The organism is Variovorax boronicumulans (assembly GCF_019352895.1).
Classification (GTDB): domain Bacteria; phylum Pseudomonadota; class Gammaproteobacteria; order Burkholderiales; family Burkholderiaceae_C; genus Variovorax; species Variovorax boronicumulans_A.
In genome coordinates this window covers 442781-459405 of record NZ_JAAAFX010000014.1, presented here as the reverse complement: position 1 = coordinate 459405, position 16625 = coordinate 442781, and the positions used below count along the sequence as shown (strand labels likewise).

Here is a 16625-nt window from a genome sequence, read left to right as displayed (position 1 = left end):
CGCTTTCAATTACAGCACACGCCCTCCAGCAGTCCTCGCGCCCGCGCCACCTCAGGCCGTGCCGTCGCGCGTGACGAGCTGCAGCATCGCCGAGCCCAGCATTCGCTCCAGCAGCGGCTGCACCCGCGCCGCGCGCTCCGCGCGGTAGTCGAAGGGCGACTCCTCGTTCATGTAGACCGACTGGCACATCTCCAGCTGGATCGCATGCACGCCCGCTGCCGGCTGCCCGTAGGCGCGGGTGATGTAGCCGCCCTTGAAACGGCCATTGACCACGTGTGTGAACGCACCGCCGCTGTCGGTCACCGGGCGCACGGCGGCGGCCAGGATGTCCGCCGCGCAGGCGGCACTGTCGTTGGTGCCCAGGTTCAGGTCGGGCAGCTTGCCGTCGAACAGCCGCGGCAGCACGCTGGCGATCGAATGCGCCTCCCACAGCAGCACCTGGCCGTGCAGTGCGCGCAGCCGGTCCAGTTCCGCCCGCAGGGCATCGTGGTAGGGCTGCCAGTAGGTGGCCCGGCGCCGCTGGACCTCGGCGTCGTCGGGTGCATGGCCCGCGCGATAGAGCGGCTCGCCGCGGAAGCTCTCGGTGGGGCACAGGCCGGTGGTGGTCTGGCCCGGGTAGAGGCTCTCGCCGCCCGGCGGCCGGTTCAGGTCGATGACGTAGCGCGAGACCTTGGCGCCCAGCACCGAGGCGCCCATGGCGCGGGCGAAGCCGTAGAGCGTGTCGAGGTGCCAGTCGGTGTCACGCACGCTGAGCGCCTCGGGCGTCAGGCCGCCGCGGAGCTCGTCGGGCAGCGCGGTGCCCAGGTGCGGGATGGAGATCAGCAGCGGCACGTCGCCCTGCACGAGGTTGAAAACGGTCGAGGTCATGGGAGAAGAAGTGATGCGATCGGCGGTGGCCCATCCTGGCGCGCGCGCGGGGCCGCTGCCATAGCTCAAGCGGCGCTGATGCTGAAAATCAGTTTCCGGAATGTCCAGCGGCAACCCGGGGGCGGCTCTTAGGCTTCGGCCCATCCGTTTTTACCTTGTCAGGACTGTGGAATGAAAAGCTATGACGCGATCGTGATCGGCGCGGGTGTGATCGGCACCTCGGTCGCCTATCACCTCGCCCGCCTCGGCTGCACCAACGTGCTGGTGCTGGACCGCACGCAGATCGGCGCCGGAACGACCTCGCAATCCAGCGGCATCCTGCGCACCCACTACTCGGTGATCGAGAACGTGCGGCTGGCCCAGGCCTCGTGGCGCATCTTCAACGACTTCTCCAACTACCTGCAGGACGAGGACGCGTCGGCCGGCCTGGTGAAGTCGGGCTACCTGATCGCCGCGCCCGAGGGCGCCAAGCTGTCGCCCCTGCGCGCCGCGCTGGAAGCCCAACGCGCCCAGGGCATCCAGGTCGACCTGCTGGACGCGCACCAGGCCGCGAGCCTGCTGCCGATCGCCCGCTTCGACGATGCGGCCCTGATCGGCTACGAGCCCGAGGCCGGCTTCGCGGACGCCTACCTGGTCGCCACCAGCTTCGCCCGCGCGGCGCGCCGCCTGGGCGTGAAGATCAAGGAAGGCGTGGAGGTCCACAAGCTGATCGTCGAGAACGGCCGCGTGGCCGGCGTCGAGACCTCGGAAGGCCGCTTCGACGCACCGACCGTGATCAGCGTGCAGAACATCTGGTCCACCGACATCGAACGCTGGACGGGCATCGCGAGCCCGGTGAAAGCCGAGCGCCATGCCGTGCTGGCCCTCGAGGGCCCCGAGGCCTACACCTTCAAGATGCCGGTCTACAAGGACCTGGGTTCGCCGGGCATGCTGTACTGCCGCAGCTACGGCGGCAACCAGATGCTGGTCAGCGAAGGCATCGTCGGCGAAACGCTGGCGGCGCCCGACAACGAACAGGGCGACATCAGCATGGACTACATGGTCGAGGTCGGCGAGCAGGTGGCCGAGCGCTTCCCGAGCTTCGAGACGGCCGGCGTCGCCTCGTCCTGGACCGGCGTGTACGACGTGACGCCCGACTGGAACCCGGTGCTGGGACGGCTGCCGGAGCTGCCGGGCCTGGTGGTCGGCTACGGCTTCTCGGGCCACGGCTTCAAGCTGTCGCCGGCCGTGGGCCTGGTGCTCGCGCAATCGGCGCTGGGCCTGAAGACCGAGGTCGACATCGAACCCTATGCGCTGGAGCGCTTCCGCACCGGCGGGCTGCTGACCGGCAAATACGGCCTGGGCGCGGTGTCCTGAGGCGTGATGAGCCGCTTCTCGCTCGACCACCTGCCGGTCACGCCCTGGCGCAACGGCGGCGGCGAGACGCGCGAGATCGGCCAGGGCCGCTTCGGCGACAGCTCGGCCGCGGCGGGCCCCGACGGCTGGGACTGGCGGCTCAGCGTCGCGTCCATCGCGGGCAACGGCGCGTTCTCGACCTTTGCCGGCGTCGACCGCAGCGCCGTGCTGGTGGACGGCGCGGTCACGCTCGTGGCCGACACCCGGGTCCTGTCATGGACGGGAACGGGCGACCTGCATGCCTTCGCGGGTGAAACGGCTTTCAGCGCACGGCTGGCGCACAGGCCAGCGCGCTTCTTCAACGTGATGACCCGGCGTGCGAACGCGTACGCCGAGGTGAGCGTGCATCGCGAAGGCTTCTCCGTCATGCCCTCGAATGCCGTGCCGCTGTGTCTGCTGGTGTTGCAAGGGCGTTTTCAGGTCGGCACGCCTTCGGGCATGCAGACGCTCGATGTCGAACAGGGCCTGCTGCAGGCCTGTCCGCAGGAAGCGATGCAGGTCGTGCGGCTCAGCACGGCCGGCTGCATCGTGGCCGTCCAGCTGCATCCAACCTAGGCGAGACAAGAACCGATCCGCAGGCGTATGCTGCGCCGCTGCGGAGAGGTTCCCATGCTGCCCATCGTCAGTTCGCTCATCGCCACCGTCATCCTGCTGGTCTGGATGGGCTTCTTCATGATGGGCTCGCTGCCCCTGCTGATCCTTGCGCACGACACGCCGCTGGATTCGCGCTTCATCCGCGGACTGTTCAACGTCTACTACCTGGCGGTGATGCTGACCGCCAGCGCCGCGGCGCTCTGCTACGGCTGGACCGGCCGGCCCTTCTTCGCGCTGGGCATGGCCGCGATCGCCGTGCTGGCCTTCGCGCTGCGCCGCTGGATCATCATCCCGCGCATGGACCGGCTGCGCGAAACGATCCCGCAGGTGGAGGCGTCGGCACTGCGCTTCCGGCGGCTGCACATCGCCGGGATGATGCTCAACGTGTTGCAACTGGGCGGCGTGGCTTGGTCGCTGACGCGGCTGGGGTTGTAGCTCAGGCCCGGTCGGGCAGGATTTCCACCACGTCGCCGTGGGTGGGCGTCGCGTCCTCGTGGTAGACGTCGTAGAGGTACTGGGCGAGTTCCTCGCGCCTGAGCTCGGACGGCACCGCGAGCTCGAGAGGGCGACGCTTGCCCTCGTTGCCCAGGAGGTAGCAGCGCCAGCGCTCGCCCGCGCGTTCGATGGCCATGCGGCGGCCGAACACGTCGAAGCGGTAGCTGGGCATCGATCTCAGTAGAAGATCCAGAGCGCCAGACCGCCGAAGATCGTCCACTTGACCAGGTAGTAGGCGCGGCGGTCCCAGGCCTTGAGGCGCTTGCCGATCACGCGCACCTGGTAGATGTACTTGAAGGCGCGGTTGATGCCGCCGGTCTTGTCGCCCGCGTCGTTGGGCGAACTGGCGGCGGCCAGCACGTTCTTCGCGAACCAGCGGTTCACCGCCATGGCCCAGCGGTACTTCATCGGGCGCTCGATGTCGCAGAACAGGATCACGCGGTCGTGGTCGGTGGTGTTCTCGGCATAGTGGATGTAGGTCTCGTCGAAGACCACGGCCTCGCCGTCGCGCCAGTGGTAGCGCTGGCCGTCGACGTCGATGTAGCAGCCTTCGACGCCGGGCGTCCACAGGCCCAGGTGGTAGCGCAGCGAACCGGCGAAGGGGTCGCGGTGGCGCACCAGCCGGCTGCCGGGCGGCAGTTCCGCGAACATCGCGGCCTTGACGGTGCCCAGGCCCTTGAGCAGTTCGGTCGTGCGCGGGCACAGCACCGCGGCCGAGGGATGCGCCTCGTCGTACCACTTGAGATAGAAGCGCTTCCAGCCGCTCTTGAAGAAGGAGTTGAAGCCCACGTCGTTGAACTGGCTCGAGGCCTTGATGCTGCCGCCATTGCGCATCGCCAGCGCCTCTTCACGGATGATTTCCCAGTTCTGCTCCAGCACCCGCATCTCCGGGAACTCCGCCGGCGACAGATAGGGCGTGCTCGGCACCTTCGAGAACATGTACATGAACACGTTGAGCGGCGCCAGGAAGCTCGAATGGTCGGACAGCTGGCGCAGGAAGCGATGCCGGACCTGCCCACGGAAATGGACATAGAGTGCGCTGAGCACAAAGATGGCGAGGATGATCCACTTCACGGCAAGACTCCAGAGATACGAGGCGGTATTTTCGTTCAGTCCGGAAACTGCCGCCGCACACCGCCGTGCGGGCAGGAGGCGATCGGCATCGCCCGAGGCCGGGACCACCGCGCAGTATCCGCCAAGCGCCGGGGTCCCGCTTCAGAAAGTCTTCAGGCGCCGCGGGTAAGCGGCCGTGAACCGCCGTGACTTCAGGTGACGTAACCGCCGTCCACATACAGCGTCGACCCGGTCATGAAGGTGTTGCCCATGAGGAACAGCACCGCGTCCACCACCTCCTCCACCGTGCCGATCCGGCCCAGCGGCGCGCCCTGGGCGAAGCTCTCGAAGGCCGCCTCGCGCAGCGCCGCCGGCCGCTCGCGCCAGAGTTCGCTGTCGATGGTGCCCGGCGACACGGTGTTGAAGCGCCGCGGCGCCAGCTCGCGCGCCAGCGCCCGGCCCAGTCCCTCGATCGCGCAGTTGCAGGCCGCGTAGGCCGCGCCGCTCAGACCGACGCGCGCGCCCAGCGCCCCCGCCATCAGCACCACCGAGCCCTGTGCGCGCAGCTTGGGCAAGGCATGCCGCACCACCCGGTACTGGCCCCAGAACTTGTGGTCCATCGGGCTGCGGGCGGTGGCCTCGTCCAGCTCTGTGAAGCGGCCCAGCGCGTAGGAAGCGCCGGGCGTGAACAGGTGGTCGATGGCCGGCGCGGCGGCGAAGAAGGCAGCGACCGAGGCGTCGTCGGCGCTGTCGACCCGGTGGCCGCCGGCGGCCGGCCCCAGCTGCGCGAGCGCGCGTTCGAGCCGCTGTGCGTCGCGCCCGCCGATGAACACCCGGCCGCCCGCGGCCACCACCTGTTTCGCCACGCCCAGGCCGATGCCCGAGCTGCCGCCGACGATGGCCACGGTCTTGTCTTTCATGGATTCGCTCTCTTTACGCTGATGGGGGCCCTGATGCTCGCGCGCGCCCGGCCGCGGGTCGAGCGCAAAATCGGCACGCCATTGGCGACGCGCAGGCACCAATCGCCCCACCGCCCTCCCCTTTCCATGATCTCCATCGACCAACTCACCGGCATCCGGGCCTTCGTCGAGACCGCGCAGGCCGGCAGCTTCACGCTGGCCAGCGAGCGGCTGGCGCTGTCGCGCTCGGCCGTGAGCAAGGCGGTCGCGCGGCTGGAGGCGCAGCTGGGCGTGCGCCTGCTGCACCGGAGCACGCGCCGGCTCGCGCTCACCGAGGACGGCCGCGCCTTCCACCGGCACTGCCTGCGCGCGCTCGCGACGCTGGCGCAGGGCGAGTCCGAACTGCGGCAGAAACAGGGCGCGGTGGCAGGCACGCTGCGCATCGAAGTGCCCGTGCTGTTCGGGCGGCAATGGATCGCGCCCGCGCTGCTCGAACTGGCGCGCGAACATGCGGCGCTGCACCTCGACATCGCCTTCCTCAACCGCTTCGGCGACATGGCCGGCGGCCAGGTCGACCTGGCGGTGCGCATCGGCGCGCTGCCCGACAGCCCGAACCTTGTGGCGCGCCCGCTGGGCGTGCAGCGCACCGTGGTCTGCGCCGCGCCGGCCTACCTCGCGGCGCGGGGCCGGCCGGCCGATCCCGCCGAACTGGCCGCGCACGACTGCCTGGTCGAGGGCCGCGACACCCGCTGGCTGCTGGCCGATGCGCAGGGCGAACTGCAGGCCTTCGCGCTGGGCGTGCGGCTCACGCTGCGCGATGCGATGGCGCTGCGCGACGCAGCCGCAGCCGGCTTCGGCCTGGCCCGGCTGCCACGCTGGCTGGTGGCCGCGCAGCTGGCCGACGGCAGGCTGGAAGAAGTGTTGCCGCAGCAGGCTTCTGCCGCGTCGGCCCTGCCGATCCATGTGATCTGGCCGCACCAGGGGGCGCTGGCGGCGCGGCAGCGCGCGGTGGTCGACCACCTGCTGGCGCGCTTCGTGCCTGTCGCGCCCTGGGAGCGCTGATTCAGCTGGCGCGGACTTCGGCCGAGCGGTCCCAGAGGTTCGGCAGCACGGTGTTCGAGTAGCCCGAGACGAAGGGCTTGCGCCCGCCCTCGGCCGGGTAGGTGTGGCGCCGCACGCGGCCGATGTTGGCGCCGTAGACGTGGATGCTGACCGACACCCGGTCGTCGAACACGTTGCGCACGCGGTGCACGTCTCCGATGCGCGGCGACACCGCCTCGACGTCGCCCGGCACCAGCCGGACCGCCTCGCCCTGCGCCACCCAGCGGCCCTCGCGCTCGGCATAGCCCTGGCTTTCCTCGGCGCCGCGCAGCATGCCGATCAGGCCCCAGACCGTGTGGTCGTGCACCGGCGTGGCCTGGCCCGGGCCCCAGACGAAGCTCACGACCGAGAAGCGCTCGGTCGAGTCGGCATGCAGCAGCAGTTGCTGGTAGTGCACCGGATGCGGCTGCGCGAAGGCCTCCGGCAGCCAGTCGTCGCGCGACACCAGCGTGCGCAGCAGCGCGCCGCCCTCGTGCAGGACGCGCGCCTCGTCGGGGCCGGTGTCGAGCAGGTGGCCGAAGGCGACGACGAAGTCGCGCAGCGGCGCGATGGGGGGGGTTGAAGAGGAGGTGGTCATGGGGATTCTTCTAGAAAGTCGATGTTTCAGCGCGCCCGGGCGCCGTTCGCGGCCGCGGCCAGCAGCACCGCCGCGCAGTCGCGCGCCAGCAAGGCCGCGCCGGCATCGCGCTGGATCAGGATCTGCGCCATCGCGCCGTCGTAGAGCAGGTTGAGCTGCGCGGCCAGCGTCGCGCGCTTCGGCCAGGCGGCGGGCAGCAGGGCCTCGAACATCGCCAGCACCGCGTCCTTGTGGCCGCGTGCGATGGCGCGGACTTCTTCGGAGGTCTCGTTCTCCGCCACCGCCAGCATGAAGGCACAGCCGCGGAAGTCGGGCGAGCCGCCCTTCACGTGCAGCAGCTCGAACACCGACAGCGCCTGTGCGACGCCATCGGCCGGACCCTTCTCGAGTCCGTTGCGCAACGCCTCCATCACCCGGTCGTGGCGGCGCTGCAGGCAGGCCGCCACCAGCGCGTCCTTGCCGGAGAAGTAGCGGTACATCGTGGCCTTGGCGACACCGGCCTCGAGGATGATCCGGTCGACGCCGACCGACTTGGTGCCTTCGCGGTAGAAGAGCGCGCCCGCGGTGTCGATGATGTGGTCCAGCAGCGTGGTCGCAGGGGTCGTGGCAGTCGTGGAGGTCATGGGCTCGGCTTGCAGGAACGGCGCGCGGGCCGCAAAGGTGGGCTGCACAAAATCATAGGGCCGCCGCGAGCAGGCGTCGCGTGTAGTCGTGCGAAGGCCGGTCCAGCACCTGGGCGGCCACGCCGGTCTCGAGCAGTTCGCCACGGTACATCACGGCGATGCGGTCGGCGATGTACGACACCACCGAGAGATCGTGCGTGATGAACAGCAGCGCGAGCCCGCGCGACTGCTGCAGGTCGGCCAGCAGGTTGAGGATCTGCGCCTGCACCGACACATCGAGGGCCGACACCGCCTCGTCGCAGATCAGCAGCTGCGGCGCGCCCGCGAGCGCACGCGCGATGCCCACGCGCTGGCGCTGCCCGCCCGACAGCTCGTGCGGGCGCCGCGGCAGCAGGCTGGCCGGCAGGCCCACGGCATCGAGCAGCTCGACGGGTGGGGCCGAGGCCGCACCGCGTCCCAGCAGGGCGATCGGCTCGCGCAGGATGCGTTCGATGGTGAAGCGCGGGTCGAAGGCGGCCGCGCTGTCCTGGAACACCATGCCGATGCGGCGGCGCTGCGCCAGCGAGCGCGCGGCGGCCGCGAGCGGCACGCCCTCCCCGGCCAGCGCCAGCGTGCCCTGGCGGACGGGCACCATGCCCATCAGCGCGCGCGCCAGCGTCGACTTGCCCGAGCCGGACTCGCCGACCACCGCCAGCACCTCGCCCGCCTGCACCTGCAGCGACACGCCGCGCACCGCATCGACGCGGCCGTTGCGGCCTTCGAAGCGCACGTGCAGATCGTGCGCCGACAGCAGCGGCGCCGTCATGCGGCCACCGCCATCGGCGCCTCGAGCCGCCCCTCGGCCGCGGCATGGCACCACACGGTGCCGCCGGCCAGCCGAAGGGCGTCGGGACTCGCGGCCTCGCAGCGCGCCGTCGCCAGGCCGCAGCGGCCCGCGAAGGCGCAGCCCGGTCCGGTCTGGCCCGGCGGTGGCACGCGGCCCGGGATCTCGGCCAGCCGCAGGCGCGGGCCCTCGGCCGGCCGGCGCCGCGGCCGGGCCGCCATCAGCGCCCGCGTGTAGGGGTGGCGCGAGCCCTCGAGCAGCGCATCGGCGCGCCGGTCCTCGACCGCGCGACCCGCGTACATCACGGTCACGCGGTCGGCCCAGCGCGCCACCAGCTTCAGGTCGTGCGTGATGATCACCAGCGCCATGCCGCTCTCGCGCTGCAGGCTTTGCAGCAGCGCCAGGATCTCGGCCTGCACCGTGGCGTCGAGCGCGGTGGTGGGCTCGTCGGCGATCAGCACCTCGGGCCGGTGGGCCACGGCGATGGCGATCAGCACGCGCTGGCGCATGCCGCCCGAGAGCTGGTGCGGATAGGCGGCGAAGCACTGCGCGGGCTGCGGCAGCTTCACCCGCGCCAGCAGCGCCAGCGCCTCCTCGCGCGCGGCCCGCGCGCCGACGGGCCGGTGTGCCAGGATCGTCTCGACGATCTGCTCGCCCACGGTCAGCACCGGGTTGAGCGCCGCCATCGGGTCCTGGAACACCATCGCGATGCGGCGGCCGCGGCGCATGCGCCAGGCCGCCTCGGACAGCGCCGTGACGTCGTCGCCCAGCAGCTCGATGGCGCCGCCCGCGACGCGCACGCCCTCGGGCAGCAGCCCGGCCAGCGCCAGCGCGGTGAGCGACTTGCCGCAGCCCGACTCGCCGACGATCGCCAAGGTCTCGCCGCGCGCGACCTGCAGGTCGAGGCCGCGCACCGCCTCGACGCGTCCGCCGTCCGATGGCACGGAGATCGCCAGGCCACGGGTCTTCAGCACGATGCTCATGACGCACCTCCGCGCCGCAGGTGCTGCGCCAGACCGTCGCCGATCAGGCTCAGCGCGGCCACGGCCAGCACGATGGCCGCGCCGGGAATCAAGGTCATGTAGGGCGCGTCGAGCAGCGCCTCGCGCGAGGCGCCGATCATGCCGCCCCAGCTGATGCGGTTGCTGTCGCTCATGCCCAGGAAGGCCAGGCCGGCTTCGGTCAGCACCGCCAGCGCGGTCAGTACCGAGGCCGCCACGATCACCGGCGCGACGGCGTTGGGCAGGATGTGCGTGAGGATCACGCGCGCATGGCCGCCGCCCATCACCTGGCAGATCTTCACGTAGTCGCGCTCGCGCAGCGCCAGCGTCTCGGCGCGCACCAGCCGTGCCACCATCGTCCAGCTCGTGACGCCGATGGCCAGCACGATGTACGGCAACTGCGAGCCCATGATCGCCACCAGGATGATGGCGAAGAGGAAATGCGGGATCACCTGGAACAGCTCGGTGAAGCGCATCAGCAGGTGGTCGACCCAGCCGCCGAAGTAGCCGGCCAGCAGGCCGACCGTGGTGCCCAGCACCGTCGCGATCAAGGTGGCCGACAGGCCCACCAGCAGCGAGACGCGCGCGCCGTGCGCCAGGCCGGCGGCGATGTCGCGGCCCATGATGTCGGTGCCCAGCGGGAACTGCGGATCGGCGCCCGGCGGCAGGAAGGACGGCCCCGCAAGGTCGAAGGGATCGCCCGGGTAGAGCCAGCCGGCCAGCAGCGCGACCGCGAGCTGCAGCGCCAGCAGCGCGGTGCCGATCTTCAGCGACAGCGGCCACGCCGTCCATCCGCGCCAGAGCCGCGCGGCAAGCGTGGGCCGAGGCGCTGCCACGGGCGGTGCCAGCGGACGGGGCCGCGCGACGGAGGAGACGGCGATGCCTTCGGTGGTCTTCATTTCAGCCTCACACGCGGGTCCAGCACGGCGTACAGCAGGTCGACCGCGAGGTTGACCAGCACCACCAGCGTGCCGCTGCACAGGATCAGCCCGGCCAGCAGGTTGTAGTCGCGCTGCTGCATGGCCTCGAAGGCCAGCCGGCCCAGGCCGGGCCAGCCGAACACGGTCTCGACCAGGATCGCGCCGCTGAGCAGCGCGCCGGTCTGCATGCCGATCACCGTGACCAGCGGCAGCAGTGCATTGCGCAGCACGTGGCGCACCGTGATGCGGCCGGCCGACAGCCCCTTGGAACGCGCGGTGCGCACATGGTCCTGGCCGTAGACCTCGAGCATCGCGCCGCGCGTGAAGCGCGCATAGATCGCCGCATGCAGCGCGCCCAGCGTGATGGCCGGCAGCACCAGGTGCCGCGCGACGCTGAGCGCATGCGCCCACGGGCCGTCGACGCCGTAGGCATCGACGAAGCCGCCCACCGGCAGCCAGGGCAGCGCCACCGCGAACACCAGCATCAGGCCGATGCCCAGCAGGAAGCCGGGCGTGGCGTAGACCAGCAGCGCGGCGATGCCGATCAGCCGGTCGACCGGCCGGCCGCGGCGCGCGGCGGCTAGCGCGCCCGCGCTCACGCCGATGCCCACCGCCACCGCCATGCCGGCCGCGGCCAGCAGCAGCGTGGGCCCGAGGCGCGCGCCGATCAGCGCCGTCACGCTCGCGTTGTTGCGGAAGGAGAAGCCCAGGTTGCCATCGAGCACATTGCGCATGTAGAGCAGGAACTGCACATGCAGCGGCTGGTCGAGCCCGAAGCTCTGGCGCAGGCGTGCGAGGTACTCGGGCGAGCCGCCGCCGGCCTCGCCCGCCAGCACCTGCACCATGTCGCCGGGCGCGAGCTGCAGCAGCACGAAGGCGGTCAGCAAAATCAGCAGCAGCGTGGGCACCATCTGCAGCACGCGCGTCAGCACATAGGGCCGGCGGCGGGTCCGCGCGACGGGCGCCGCGTCGGCGTCGGTGCTCAGGGCGCGAGCCATGCGTTCTTCAGCGAGTCGTAGGCGCTGTCCGAGCCGGTCGCCAGGCCCTGCAGGCGTTTCGAGGCGATGGTGTACATGCGGTTCTCCAGCAGCGTGAAGCTGGGCAGGTCGGCCTGCGCCTGGCGCTGCACCTTCTTGTAGAGCTCGACGCGGCGCTCCTCGGTCGCGGCCTCGTGGGCGGCCTCGATCAGGCCGTCCATCGCGGGGTTGCTGTAGCCCGAGCCGTTGGACCAGGGCACGTCCTTGAGGATGGTCTTCGACCAGAACACGCGGTCGGTGCCGATCTGCGGGTCGCCCATCGCGGTGCGGTGCGTGACGATGAAGTCGAAGTCGTTCTGGCTGTAGACGCGGCGCATGAACTGCGGCAGGTCCTGGCCGCGGATCGTCACCTCGATGCCCACGCGGCGCAGCGACTGCTTGATGAACTCGCCGTAGCGCAGGTAGCTTTCGCCGAAGGGCAGCCAGTCGAGCGTGACCGCGAAGCGCGTGCCGTCGGCGCGCCGCGGCAGGCCGGCCTCGTCGAGCAGGCGCTCGGCCTGCTTGACGTCGAAGGCATAGGCCGGCAGGTCGTTCGTATAGAAGCGGCCCTGCGTCGACAGCACGGGCGAGGTGCCGGGCTTGGCCACGCCGCGCGTGGTCACCTTCGACAGCGCCTGCAGGTCGATCGCATGCGCCACCGCGCGGCGCACGCGCACGTCGTTGAAGGGCGGCTTGCGCACGTTGAAGTCGACCGCGACGCTCGAGCCCAGCCAGTCGTAGCCGCGGAACTCGACGCGCAGCTTCGGGTTCTTCTGCGCGCGCTCGAGGTCGTTGATCGAGATCGGCATCAGCACGCCGTACTGCACCGCACCGGTGTCGAAGGCCGCATAGCGCGCGGTGGCATCGGGAATGATCCGGTAGACCAGCTGGTCGAGGTAGGGCTTGCCGGCGTCCCAGTAGTCGGGGTTGCGCTCGAGCACGATGCGGTCGCCGCGCACCCACTCCTTGAAGCGGAAGGGGCCGGTGCCCACGGGCTTGGCGTTCCACGGGTTCTGCACGATGTCCGTGCCTTCGTAGAGGTGCTTGGGGATCACCTGCGACTCGCCGCTGTTGAGCGCGCGCAGCACCACGCCCGAGGGATTGCGCAGCTTGAACACCACGGTCAGTGGGTCGGGCGTCTCCACCGACTCGACCGCCGCGAAGGTGGCGCGGCCGCGCGGATGGATCTTGCGCCAGACCTCGTCGAAGGAGAACTTGACGTCGGCCGAGGTGAAGGGCTTGCCGTCGTGCCAGCGCACGTTGGGGCGCAGCGTGAAGCGCACCGTCTTGCCGTCGGGGCTCACGTCCCAGCGGGTCGCGAGCTCGGGCTCGAGCTTGAAATCCTCGCCGAAATGGATCAGGCCGTCGAAGATCTTGGTCGAGATCGCCGACACCGCGCCCTGCTGGTTGAAGGCCGCCGTCAGCACCGCGGGCTCGCCGGGGTTGGACACCACGACCAGCGTGCCGCCGCGGACGGGCGTCTGGGCCTGGGCGCCCAGCCCCGTCGCCAGGAAGGTCGTCAAGAGGAGCGCGCGCAGGGCGCCCGCCGGAGCAAAGGATCGCATCGGTGAAAGACTCGGTGGGAAGAGAAGAGAGGACATCGCGCGAGGCTCAGAAACCCAGCGCGGCCTTGCCGGCGTTGAGCAACACGGTGTCAGCCTGCGGCGCGTGCACGCGGCCACACAGCGCGTCGCGGTAGTGGCGCTCCAGCGGGTTGGCGCGGTCCAGCCCGTGGTTGCCGGTGGCCGACAGCGCGAGTTCGAGGATGCGCACCGCGTTGCCCGTGACCAGGTGCTTGACCTGCTGCGCATGCAGCGGATCGGGCGTGGCGGCGGCATCGGCACGGCGCGCCGCGTCGTCGATCAGCGTGCGGTTGACCAGCAGCAGGGTCTGGATCTCGCCCACGATGCCCTGCAGCCGTGGCACCGTGGCCAGCGGTGCACCCAGGTTCGAGGGCACGCGCTCGTGCAGGAAGCGTCGCAGCCAGTCGCTGCCGGCACGTGCGATGCCGTCGTAGAGCGCGGCGATCAGCACGCCGTTCCAGACTTCGATCACCGCGCGGCGGGCCTTGCCTTCGGGCGCGCCGGGCGGCAGGAAGCCCAGCGCGTGGCCGGCCGGCACGGCCACCTCCTCGAGCCGCACCTCGTGGCTCGCGGTGGCGCGCAGGCCGGCGTGGTTCCAGGTTGGGACCACGCTGAGCCCCGGTGCATCGCCGGGCACCAGCACCGTCCCGACGCGCGGCGCGTCGTCGCCGCCGGTGCGTGCCAGCACCAGCCACCAGCGCACGATCGGGCTGCCGGTGGCGTAGGCCTTGCGTCCGCTCAGGCGCCAGCTGCCGTCGGGCTGCGGCGTCGCGACCGTGCCCGGCAGGCCGCCGCGGATCGCCGAGCCCAGGTCGGGTTCGGCCTGCAGCGCGTTGAGCACGCCGCGGCCTTCGACGGCGGCGCGCGCGATCGCCTCGTAGCCCGCGGGCGGGTTGCGGCCCAGCGTGTGGTGCATCAGATAGTTCATCGCCAACAGCAGGCCGGTCGAGGCCTCGCCGCCGCCGACCGCGCCCACCACGCGGGCCGCATCGGCCAACCCGCCGCCCAGGCCGCCGTGCGCGGCCGGCACGGTCAGCGCCAGCAGGTTGAGCGCGCCCAGGCGCTCGAAGTTGGCATGCGGGAAGCTCGCTTGCTGGTCGTGCTCGGCCGCGGTGGCGGCAAATTCGTCGCGCAGGCTGGCCAGCAGTTCGTCGCTGATGCGCGCGAGCGGCAGGGAATCGGAATGGCCCATGGGTGTTCGCTTTCAGAAGATGGCGGAAGGTCTCAGGCGGTGGCGGCGACCTGCTGCTCGGCCAGCGTCGGGTAGTCGATGTAGCCGCGCGGCCCGCCGCTGTAGTAGGTCGACGGGTCGGCCTGGTTGAGCGGCGCATTGCGCCGGAAGCGCTCGGGCAGGTCGGGGTTGGCGATGTAGAGGCGGCCGAAGGCCACGGCATCGGCCAGCCCCTGCGCGAGCACCTGCTCGGCGGTCTCGCGGGTGTAGCCGCCGTTGAGGATCAGCGGGCCCTTGAACAGCGGACGCAGCAGCGGCGCGAGGAAGGGGTCGCCCGGCACCGGGCCCGGTCCGGTGGCCGAGGCCGAGGGCTTCTTCGCGAGCCGCAGGTACAGCGGCAGGAAGGGGTCCTCGTCGTGCGTGGTGCCCTCGAGCATGTGCAGGTAGGCGATGCCGCGCCGGTCGAGCTCGGTCGCCACGTAGGAGAAGGTGCGCACCGGGTCCGAGTCGCCGATGCGGTCGGAGCGGAAGTGCGGCGAGATGCGCACACCGACCCGGTCGGCCCCGAGCTCGGCGATCGCGGCATCGACCACCTCGAGCAGGAAGCGCGCGCGGTTCTCGAGCGAGCCGCCATAGGCATCGCTACGCTGGTTGGTCTCGTCGCGCAGGAACTGGTCGACCAGGAAGCCGTTGGCGGCCAGGATCTCCACGCCGTCGAAGCCCGCCTCGCCGGCGCGGCGCGCGGCGGCGCGGAAGTCGTCGACGATCGGTCCGATCTCGTGGGTTTCCAGCGCCCGTGGCACCGGGAAGGTCTCCAGGCCCTCGGCCGTCATGATGCCGCCGATGGCTTCGATGGCCGAGGGCGCGACCGGCCGCTCGCCCGGCGGCAGCGTCGACAGCAACGCCTTGCGCCCCACGTGGTAGAGCTGCTGGAACACCGTGCCGCCGGCCGCGTGGATCGCGTCGACCACGCGCCGCCAGGCCGCGTTCTGCAGGTCGGTGTGGTGCGCCGACGCGTTCGCGCGGGTCGTGCTCTGCGGCGAGATGTGGCAGCCCTCGGTGATGATCAGGCCGGCCGAGGCACGCTGGGCGTAGTAGACGTCGACGAGTTCGGTCGGCGCGCGGTCGGCGTCGGAACGCGCGCGCACCAGCGGCGCCATGATCGCGCGGTTGGGCAACACGCGGGCACCGAGAACGAGGGGTTCGAGCAGCTTCATGGGTCTTCGGCGCGGTCGCCGGCGGGATGCAGAAGCGGCAAAGATAAGACAGAACGGTCTGTCTACTTAGAAGGAATGCGCAGGTCGATATGCGGCCGCCAAGGATGGGCCGCGCCGGGTCATGGCAATTCCGCTAAGGTGGAAAGATGGCCGCGCCGCGACCCGTTCCCGTCTCTTCCCCGCTTCTGCCAAGGCCCATCCCATGACCCCCCTGCCCCATGCCCTCGCCGCTTCCGGCGCCCTTCTTCAACGCCGGCAGGTGCTGGCCGCGCTGGCCTCGCTGCCGATGGCGGCCGGCGCCGCGGCCGTGGCGCACGATGCCGATGCGGCCCTGCACGCCGCGGTCGACGGTCCGCAGCGCAGCGCCGCCAACCGCGCACGCGATGCCGCACGCCATCCCTACGAGACGCTGGCCTTCTTCGGCCTGCGCCCCGACTGGCAGGTGGTCGAGATCGCGCCGGGCGGCGGCTGGTACACCGAGATCCTGGCGGCCTACCTGAACCCGAAGGGCCGGCTCTATGCGGCGCACGAACCGGCCGACGGCTCGCCCGGCCAGCAGCGCGCCCGCGCGGCCTTCCGCGCCAAGCTGGCGGCCGACCCGGCCACCTACCGGCGCGTGGTGCTGGGCACCTTGCCGGTGGCGGGTTTCACCGACATCCATCCGCCGGGCGGCGCCGATGCGGTGCTGACGTTCCGCAACATCCACAACTGGATCGCCGACGGCCATTTCGACGAAACGCTGCGCGCCTTCCACGCCGTACTCAAGCCGGGCGGCGTGCTGGGCGTGGAAGAACACCGCGCGGCGCCGGGCACCTCGCTCGCACGCGTCATCGAGAGCGGCTATGTGCCGCAGGATTTGGTGGTGGAGCGCGCGCGTGCGGCGGGCTTCGTGCTGGCGGGCGCCAGCGAGATCAACGCCAACCCGCGCGACAGCCATGACCATGCGCAAGGCGTCTGGGCCTTGCCGCCCACCTTGCGCGGCGGCGCCGTGGACCGGGAGAAATACCTGGCGATCGGCGAATCCGACCGCATGACGCTCAAGTTCGTCAAAGCCGGGGGCTGAGCGCCCTCCTCATCGGCGGCGGCCCGACGTGGCGCCGGGGACCACACCGTCTCAGGGCTTGGGCTCGCCGTCCTCGAGCGCCGCAATGGTCGTCTCGACCTGCTGGGCCATCCTGCGTTCCAGATGGTTCCATCCACGATAGGTGGGCACCAGGGTCAACCATCCGATACCGATCACACAGAACAACGCCACGAACAATTCGAAATCCATCGCCGTACCTTGAGAAG

General features: G+C 71.0%; 19 protein-coding genes. 5 read left to right on the top strand and 14 right to left on the bottom strand.

Going from position 1 to position 16625, the window contains the following annotated elements:
• Positions 1 to 51: 51 nt before the first annotated feature.
• Positions 52 to 867, bottom strand: a complete 816-nt coding sequence (gene hutG / locus K0H49_RS28555) for an N-formylglutamate deformylase (RefSeq protein WP_219219984.1) — start codon at positions 865 to 867, stop codon at positions 52 to 54.
• 171 nt (positions 868 to 1038) lie between these two features.
• Between hutG and K0H49_RS28550 the strand changes: the two genes are divergently transcribed.
• Genes K0H49_RS28550 through K0H49_RS28540 form a run of 3 tightly spaced genes read left to right on the top strand, consistent with a single transcriptional unit; the run spans position 1039 to position 3291 of the window.
• Positions 1039 to 2223, top strand: a complete 1185-nt coding sequence (locus tag K0H49_RS28550) for an NAD(P)/FAD-dependent oxidoreductase (protein WP_219219982.1) — start codon at positions 1039 to 1041, stop codon at positions 2221 to 2223.
• 6 nt (positions 2224 to 2229) lie between these two features.
• A complete protein-coding gene (locus K0H49_RS28545; protein ID WP_219219979.1) occupies positions 2230 to 2817 on the top strand; it encodes a HutD/Ves family protein in 588 nt (195 codons plus the stop codon).
• A gap of 54 nt (positions 2818 to 2871) precedes the next feature.
• Positions 2872 to 3291 (top strand): DUF4858 domain-containing protein, encoded by a 420-nt coding sequence (locus K0H49_RS28540; RefSeq protein ID WP_219219977.1) that lies wholly within the window; start codon positions 2872 to 2874, stop codon positions 3289 to 3291.
• Between the two features lies 1 nt (position 3292).
• Here the strand turns inward: K0H49_RS28540 and K0H49_RS28535 are convergent, their stop codons facing one another.
• From K0H49_RS28535 to K0H49_RS28525, 3 genes are all read right to left on the bottom strand, one after another.
• Complete coding sequence (locus K0H49_RS28535) at positions 3293 to 3523, bottom strand: DUF7661 family protein (protein WP_219219975.1); 231 nt, start codon at positions 3521 to 3523, stop codon at positions 3293 to 3295.
• A 5-nt stretch (positions 3524 to 3528) separates the two neighbouring features.
• Complete coding sequence (gene lpxO / locus K0H49_RS28530) at positions 3529 to 4425, bottom strand: lipid A hydroxylase LpxO (protein ID WP_219219973.1); 897 nt, start codon at positions 4423 to 4425, stop codon at positions 3529 to 3531.
• Positions 4426 to 4616: 191 nt separating this feature from the next.
• A complete protein-coding gene (locus tag K0H49_RS28525; RefSeq protein ID WP_219219972.1) occupies positions 4617 to 5324 on the bottom strand; it encodes an SDR family oxidoreductase in 708 nt (235 codons plus the stop codon).
• A 126-nt stretch (positions 5325 to 5450) separates the two neighbouring features.
• On the opposite strand from K0H49_RS28525, the gene K0H49_RS28520 reads away from it, so the two are divergent.
• A complete protein-coding gene (locus K0H49_RS28520; protein ID WP_219219970.1) occupies positions 5451 to 6365 on the top strand; it encodes a LysR family transcriptional regulator in 915 nt (304 codons plus the stop codon).
• 1 nt (position 6366) lies between these two features.
• Here K0H49_RS28520 and K0H49_RS28515 read toward each other — a convergent pair whose 3' ends face one another.
• The 9 genes from K0H49_RS28515 to K0H49_RS28475 are packed head-to-tail and all read right to left on the bottom strand — an operon-like array spanning position 6367 to position 15335.
• Entirely contained in the window at positions 6367 to 6981 is a 615-nt protein-coding gene (locus K0H49_RS28515) for a cysteine dioxygenase family protein (protein WP_219219968.1), read from the bottom strand.
• Positions 6982 to 7007: 26 nt separating this feature from the next.
• Entirely contained in the window at positions 7008 to 7604 is a 597-nt protein-coding gene (locus K0H49_RS28510; RefSeq protein ID WP_219219966.1) for a TetR/AcrR family transcriptional regulator, read from the bottom strand.
• A gap of 52 nt (positions 7605 to 7656) precedes the next feature.
• Positions 7657 to 8409: an ABC transporter ATP-binding protein gene (locus tag K0H49_RS28505; protein WP_219219964.1), complete on the bottom strand. Its 753-nt coding sequence runs from the start codon at positions 8407 to 8409 to the stop codon at positions 7657 to 7659.
• Complete coding sequence (locus tag K0H49_RS28500) at positions 8406 to 9410, bottom strand: ABC transporter ATP-binding protein (RefSeq protein WP_219219963.1); 1005 nt, start codon at positions 9408 to 9410, stop codon at positions 8406 to 8408. The genes K0H49_RS28505 and K0H49_RS28500 overlap by 4 nt, the downstream gene beginning before the upstream one ends.
• Positions 9407 to 10327 (bottom strand): ABC transporter permease, encoded by a 921-nt coding sequence (locus K0H49_RS28495; RefSeq protein WP_219219961.1) that lies wholly within the window; start codon positions 10325 to 10327, stop codon positions 9407 to 9409. Before K0H49_RS28495 ends, K0H49_RS28500 begins: the two co-directional genes overlap by 4 nt.
• A complete protein-coding gene (locus tag K0H49_RS28490; protein ID WP_219219959.1) occupies positions 10324 to 11346 on the bottom strand; it encodes an ABC transporter permease in 1023 nt (340 codons plus the stop codon). Before K0H49_RS28490 ends, K0H49_RS28495 begins: the two co-directional genes overlap by 4 nt.
• Complete coding sequence (locus K0H49_RS28485) at positions 11331 to 12929, bottom strand: ABC transporter substrate-binding protein (RefSeq protein WP_219219957.1); 1599 nt, start codon at positions 12927 to 12929, stop codon at positions 11331 to 11333. The genes K0H49_RS28490 and K0H49_RS28485 overlap by 16 nt, the downstream gene beginning before the upstream one ends.
• Positions 12930 to 12975: 46 nt before the next feature.
• Positions 12976 to 14139, bottom strand: a complete 1164-nt coding sequence (locus K0H49_RS28480) for an acyl-CoA dehydrogenase family protein (RefSeq protein ID WP_219219955.1) — start codon at positions 14137 to 14139, stop codon at positions 12976 to 12978.
• A 32-nt stretch (positions 14140 to 14171) separates the two neighbouring features.
• Entirely contained in the window at positions 14172 to 15335 is a 1164-nt protein-coding gene (locus K0H49_RS28475; protein ID WP_219219953.1) for an alkene reductase, read from the bottom strand.
• A 202-nt stretch (positions 15336 to 15537) separates the two neighbouring features.
• On the opposite strand from K0H49_RS28475, the gene K0H49_RS28470 reads away from it, so the two are divergent.
• The gene (locus K0H49_RS28470) at positions 15538 to 16398 is read left to right on the top strand and encodes a class I SAM-dependent methyltransferase (RefSeq protein ID WP_219219951.1); all 861 of its coding nucleotides are present in this window, start codon (positions 15538 to 15540) and stop codon (positions 16396 to 16398) included.
• Positions 16399 to 16449: 51 nt separating this feature from the next.
• On the opposite strand, the gene K0H49_RS28465 is transcribed toward K0H49_RS28470, so the two are convergent.
• On the bottom strand, positions 16450 to 16608 hold the full coding sequence (locus tag K0H49_RS28465; protein ID WP_219219950.1) for a hypothetical protein: 159 nt from the start codon (positions 16606 to 16608) through the stop codon (positions 16450 to 16452).
• Between the last annotated feature and the right edge of the window lie 17 nt (positions 16609 to 16625).